This is a genomic window from Streptococcus sp. SM5, assembly GCF_027497975.1.
The window spans coordinates 91,142-97,333 of the sequence record NZ_JAJNSC010000013.1 but is presented as its reverse complement, the minus strand read 5'-3'; the positions used below and the strand labels follow the sequence as shown (position 1 = coordinate 97,333).

Annotated in this window: 5 protein-coding genes; all 5 read right to left on the bottom strand. The window is 42.2% G+C overall.

Features of this window, described 5'->3' with window-relative positions; translation table 11 throughout:
• Nucleotides 1-381 precede the first annotated feature (381 nt).
• The 5 genes from rpsI to pheT all read right to left on the bottom strand — a co-directional run bounded on the left by rpsI (nt 382) and on the right by pheT (nt 6,188).
• Nucleotides 382-774: a 30S ribosomal protein S9 gene (gene rpsI / locus PAN07_RS10890; protein ID WP_000075964.1), complete on the bottom strand. Its 393-nt coding sequence runs from the start codon at nt 772-774 to the stop codon at nt 382-384.
• Between the two features lie 18 nt (nt 775-792).
• Nucleotides 793-1,239, bottom strand: coding sequence for a 50S ribosomal protein L13 (gene rplM / locus PAN07_RS10885; protein ID WP_001044624.1), 447 nt, complete (start codon nt 1,237-1,239; stop codon nt 793-795).
• 215 nt (nt 1,240-1,454) lie between these two features.
• Entirely contained in the window at nt 1,455-2,654 is a 1,200-nt protein-coding gene (locus PAN07_RS10880) for an ABC transporter permease (RefSeq protein WP_247930514.1), read from the bottom strand.
• Nucleotides 2,651-3,544, bottom strand: coding sequence for an ABC transporter ATP-binding protein (locus PAN07_RS10875; protein ID WP_000895284.1), 894 nt, complete (start codon nt 3,542-3,544; stop codon nt 2,651-2,653). The genes PAN07_RS10880 and PAN07_RS10875 overlap by 4 nt, the downstream gene beginning before the upstream one ends.
• Nucleotides 3,545-3,782: 238 nt before the next feature.
• Entirely contained in the window at nt 3,783-6,188 is a 2,406-nt protein-coding gene (pheT, locus tag PAN07_RS10870; RefSeq protein ID WP_269797934.1) for a phenylalanine--tRNA ligase subunit beta, read from the bottom strand.
• Between the last annotated feature and the right edge of the window lie 4 nt (nt 6,189-6,192).

Genomic DNA, 6,192 nt, shown 5'->3' with positions numbered 1-6,192 from the left:
TCAATACAATTAATCTGTCTTTCTTCATCGGATTGCATCCCCTTTCTTTTTTGTAACATTCTATCTTATCGCATAATATTGGATATTCTTTCATAATCCGACTACAAACAAAAATAAACCAAAAAGTCTGTCCCTATTATGCTATATTTAACTCTAGAAGTATTCATCCATCTAATTAATAAATATATCATATTTCACAATAAATGAATACTATCAAAGATTCATCCCCTTTCACTTCATCATTTAGTGTTGCTTAGATTTATCAAAAACAACCAAATTTGTATTAATTTCAAGTATCACCTAGTTACAAAAATTTGGGGTGAACAGAGAAAGCATCCCGTATTTTTGATACGAAATGCTTTCAATAAGTTTAAATAAGTTTTAACGTTTACTAAATTGTGATGCTTTACGAGCTTTTTTCAAGCCTGGTTTCTTACGCTCAACTTTACGTGAGTCACGTGTAAGAAGTCCTGCGCGTTTCAATGAATCGCGGAAGTCTGGGTCTACTTGAAGAAGGGCACGAGCGATACCATGACGGATAGCTCCTGATTGACCAGCGTATCCACCACCTACAACGTTAACGAAAACGTCGTATGAACCTGCAGTTGAAGTAACTGCGAATGGTTGGTTGATTACAAGACGAAGGTCAGCGTGTGGGATGTACTCTTCAACATCTTTTTTGTTAACAGTGATTTTACCAGTTCCTGGAACAAGGCGAACGCGTGCAACAGCGTTTTTACGACGTCCAGTACCTGCATATTGTGCTTGTGACATACTTTATTGTTCCTTTCCTTAGATAAGTCCTGAAATATCAAGAACTTCTGGTTGTTGTGCAGCGTGAGTGTGCTCAGCTCCAACAAATACTTTCAACTTCATACCTTGAGCGCGTCCAAGAGTATTGTGTGGAAGCATACCTTTAACTGATTTCTCGATCAAACGTACTGCATTTTTAGAACGAAGTTCACCTGCAGAGATTTGTTTCAATCCACCTGGGTGGTTTGAGTGAGTGTAGTAGATTTTATCAGTTGCTTTTTTACCAGTCAATTTAACTTTTTCAGCATTGATAACAATCACAAAGTCACCTGTATCAGTGTGTGGTGTAAATGTTGGTTTGTTTTTTCCGCGAAGTACGCTAGCAACTACTGCAGAAAGACGTCCAAGTGGTACATCAGTTGCGTCAACTACGTACCATTTACGTTCAACTTGGCCTGGTTTAGCCATAAATGTTGTTTTGTTCATGATTTCTCCTATATATAGTTCGATTTTTGTTTACGGTGATGGGTGTTCCTTCCCATCGAAAAGTATTTGGAAGGTTCCGGGGCCTTTCAAATGGGGTAAACAATACCGCCTACTATAATACCAAATTTCACCCCTAAAAGTCAATAGATATGAAAAATATTTTTCTGAATTCCACTCTTTTTATCTCTAAAAAACCTCGCTTTCGCGAGGCTCTTCTATTTATAAGATAAGGCACGTTTAAAGGTTTTCCAAGGACCTAAATCATCTGTTTGCAGAACGAGGCTAGCATACATACGTCCGATAAAGACTGTTGCCGTTACTGCAAAAGCAATCGTAATAGCAAGCGAAATCCAAGCTTCTAACCCATTTGCATAGCCATTAATGGTTCTAAATGGCATGAAGAAAGTCGAAATAAAGGGAATATATGAACCAATCTTTAAGATGAGATTGTCACCAGCTGCACCTAGAGCTGTCACTCCAAAAAAACCACCTATAATCAAAATCATCAAAGGCGACAAGGCTTTTCCTGAGTCCTCAGGACGAGAAACCATAGAACCTAGGAAGGCTGCTAAAACAACGTACATAAAGAGGCTAACCAAGACAAACAATAAGGTGTTGAGCGAGAAAGCCTCTCCTATATGGTTTAAAATACCAGATTGTGCCAAGATTGGTAGGTCTTTAAAGAGAAGAATGGCAGCAAGTCCACCCACGACGTAAATGCCAATATGGGTCAAAATCACAAGAAGCAGAGCTAGCATGCGAGCGTAGAAATAATGACTAGCTCGGATACTAGAGAAGACCACCTCCATAATTTTGGTTCCTTTCTCGCTAGCCACTTCCTGAGCAGTGACACTAGCATAGGTAATCAAAATCATATAAAGAAATAAACCAAGCCCTGCGGCCGCAAAGGTTTGAATCATTTTTTTATTTTCCTTGGATTCATCAATTTTCTCCGTAAAGTTAACTGTTTGTTCCAAGCGTTTTTCCTGTTCTTGTGACAAATTGGCTGCCGAACGATTGAGTTGATCTTGAAGCTCATTTAACTTGCTCGTTACTCCTAGCTTAATAGCAATCTCAAGGGAAGTTTCACCGTGATAAACTGCCTTCAAGACACTATCCTCTTGGTCAATGGTCAGATAGCCTTTTAATTTTTCATCCTTGATAGCAGCTTGGGCACTGGCTTCATCCTGATAATCAAAATTGAGACCATTGGTAGATTTAAGACTGTCTGTCACAGCTGGAACAGTGCTGACTACTGCTATCTTGCCACTCTGAGCCATAGAAGATCCTTGGAGATAGCCAATTCCTACAGATAAGGCTAAAAAGAGGAACGGCGAAATCACCATAAAGAAGAAACTCCACGATTTGACATGTCGAAGATAGGTTTCCTTCATTACAACCCACATATTTCTCATACTTCCACCCCTGATTCTAGTTTAAAGATTTCATCAATTGTTGGCGCTTGCTGGTCAAAGGTTGCGATGTATTGCCCCTGAGTCAAGATTGGGAAGAGTTCCCTTCCAGCGCTCTCATCCTCTAAGATCAATTTCCAACTGCCTTGTTTGGTCAAACTTACCTGCTTGACATGAGGAAGATTTTCCAATTCTTCCTTGCTTCGTTCACTTGAAACAAAGAGACGCGTTTTCCCGTATTGATTGCGGACATCCTGAACTGGTCCATGCAAGACCACACGGCCATCTCGAATCATGAGAATATCGTCACAAAGCTCCTCGACGTTGGTCATGACATGGTCAGAAAAGATAATGGTTGCCCCACGTTCTTTTTCCTGAAAAATGACTTGCTTGAGCAATTCTGTATTGACCGGGTCCAATCCACTGAAAGGCTCATCCAAGATAATCAAGTCTGGCTCATGAATCAGAGTAATAATGAGCTGAATCTTCTGCTGATTTCCTTTTGACAGACTCTTGATTTTATCAGTCAGCTTCCCTTTCACTTCCAACCTCTTCATCCATTGAGGGAGTTTTTCCTTGATCTCCTTGGCATCCATACCTTTTAGAGTCGCCAAGTAACGAACTTGTTCAAGGACTGTCAATTTAGGCATGAGGCTGCGTTCTTCAGGCAGATAGCCAATCCGAGCGTAGGTCTCTTGTCGAATATCCTGATTATCCAGACTAATTTCTCCTTGGTATTCTAAAAACTTCAAAATACTGTGGAAAATCGTTGTCTTCCCAGCACCGTTTTTCCCGACTAATCCCAAAATACGACCTGGTCGCGCTTGAAAGTCAATACCAAACAAAACTTGCTTAGGTCCAAAACTTTTCTCTAGACTTCTTACTTCTAGCATCTTTCACCTCCGAAATGTCTTGCACTCATTATACTCCTTTTTGATAGCCTTTACAATAATTTCTGTCCATTTTTATAAGGCTAATGCTATGTAAAATATGGCATGGAGCGTTTTTAGTGATAAATCCATTATACCGTGGTAAACTCCAATTTATCTTCTCTGTTCCTCAACTGTCTATTTTTGATCCTGAATTGTTATTTAAAAAGCAAAAATCCACCCCGAAGGATGGATTGATACTTTAACGCACTTCTGCATTGACTTTTTCTTCGAGAGACGCTTGGATTTTTTCCATGTAGCGTGCGACTTCTTCGTCCGTTAAGCTGTCTTCTGGATTTTGGAAAGTCAAGCTATAAGCCATTGACTTCATACCAAGTCCCAATTTCTCACCTGAGAAGACGTCAAAGAGTTTGATATCTGTCAAACGTTTCACGCCGGCAGCTTGGATCGCGTCCACAACTTCTTGGTGAGTCACTTCTGCCTTGAGAAGGAGGGCAACGTCACGGCTAACTGCTGGGAATTTTGTGATTTCCACAAATGGAGTAGCTGGTTTAAGGGCAGTTTCGATGGCTGAAAGGTTGAGCTCAGCCACATACGTTTCTGGAATATCGTAGGCCTTAGCAGTGACTGGGTGTACTTGACCAAGGAAACCAAGAACTTGGTCACCGAGTGAAATCATAGCGGTACGACCTGGGTGAAGGCTAGCGATTTCAGATGTTGCCGTATAGGTCACTTCTAGTCCCAAGCGAGTAAATAATGCTTCAAGGATTCCTTTAGCATAGAAGAAATCAACTGGAACTGCTGCTGTTTGGAAATCTTTTTCAGCAACCAAGCCTGTCAAGGCAAAGGCAAAGCTATTAATCTCATTTGGAAGTTCTTCTTTTGGATTGCCTGTTTGTTCAAAGACTTTTCCGATCTCGTAAAGTGCCAAGTTTTTGTTCTTACGAGCCACATTGTAAGCAACTGTATCAAGGATACCAGAAATCATATTTTGACGGAGGACAGAACGGTCCACAGTCATTGGCCACATGAGTTCCGTAAGGTTGCTTGGTTGAGCCGTAAACTCAACTGCTTTTTCAGGAGTTGTCAGAGCGTAGGTGATGATTTCTGTCAAACCTGCTCCTTCAGCAATGGTACGAACTTGACGGCGAAGTTTTTGTGTCGCAGTCAATTCACCAGCTGTCCCATCGTCTTTTGGAAGGCTGGTTGGCAAGCGGTCATATCCATAGATACGAGCGATTTCTTCAAAGAGGTCTGCCTCGATGGTGATATCCCAGCGACGGCGTGGGACACTGACTGTAAAGCTATCTGCATTGCCAGAAAGACCAAATCCAAGACGACGGAAGACGTCTTCTACATCAGCATAAGAAAGATCAGTTCCGAGGACACGGTTAACATCAGCAAGAGTTGAAGAAACTTCCACATCAGAGGTATCAAGCTCACCCGCTGAAACGATACCCTTACGCACCGTCGCACCTGCAAGTTCTGCAATCATGCTAGCCGCCGCATCAAGGGCTTCGTTAACAGTTGCCACATTAATCCCTTTTTCAAAGCGAGAAGATGACTCAGAACGAAGGTTGAGACGTCCGCTAGTCTTGCGGATTGATTTTCCGTTGAAGACTGCAGCTTCAAGGACGACACGACTAGACTTTTCAGAGATTTCTGTTGCTTGACCACCCATAACACCTGCAAGAGCTACTGGCTTGTCTGCGACAGTGATGACTAGGTCATTCACGTCCAAGTCACGTTCTTCACCATCTAAAGTCACTAATTTTTCACCAGCACGCGCTTCACGTACACGGATGTCAGTCCCTTCAAAGGTATCCAAGTCAAAGGCATGCATTGGTTGACCAAAGTAGAGAAGGATGTAGTTGGTCACGTCCACTACGTTATTGATTGGACGGATTCCTTCATTCATAAGAAGGTTTTGCAACCATTGTGGACTTGGTGCGATAGTCACATTGTCCAAGATACGAGCGGCATAGTAAGGCGCCTTGTCTGTCTCAATGCCCACAGAAAGAGCATCTGCTGCAGCTTGGTCAGTTTCTGAAAGAGTAAATTCTTTAAAGTTGACTGCCTTGTCATAGATGGCTGCCACTTCGTGAGCCACCCCACGCATAGAAAGAGCGTCCGCACGGTTAGGTGTAATTGAAAGTTCGATGATTTCATCATCCAAGTCTAGATATGAGAAGACTTCATCCCCAGGAACGGCATTTTCTGGCAAGATTTGGATGCCATCTGCGAATTCCTTAGGTACAACTGAGTCAGAAATTCCCAGTTCACCAAGTGAACAGATCATCCCAAGTGACTCAAGACCGCGGATTTTCCCTTTTTTGATCTTGTAATTGTCAGCGATGCGAGCTCCTGGAAGAGCCACCATAACCTTGATACCAGCACGCACATTTGGGGCACCACAGACGATTTGACGGGCTTCTTCTTCGCCAACGTTAACCTGACAAACATGGAGGTGAGTTTCTGGCACATCTTCGCAAGACAAGACCTCACCGACGACAATTTTTGAGAGACCAGCAGCAGGTGATTCAACACCTTCTACCTCGATCCCTGTAGTTGACATTTTTTCAGCCAACTCTTGTGATGGAACATCAATGTCCACCAATTCTTTTAACCATTTATAAGATACAAGCATAATT

Coding starts and splice junctions, on each gene's coding strand:
- rpsI (WP_000075964.1), bottom strand. CDS start 774: ATGTCACAAGCACAATATGCAGGTACTGGACGTCGTAAAAACGCTGTT.
- rplM (WP_001044624.1), bottom strand. CDS start 1,239: ATGAACAAAACAACATTTATGGCTAAACCAGGCCAAGTTGAACGTAAA.
- PAN07_RS10880 (WP_247930514.1), bottom strand. CDS start 2,654: ATGAGAAATATGTGGGTTGTAATGAAGGAAACCTATCTTCGACATGTC.
- PAN07_RS10875 (WP_000895284.1), bottom strand. CDS start 3,544: ATGCTAGAAGTAAGAAGTCTAGAGAAAAGTTTTGGACCTAAGCAAGTT.
- pheT (WP_269797934.1), bottom strand. CDS start 6,188: ATGCTTGTATCTTATAAATGGTTAAAAGAATTGGTGGACATTGATGTT.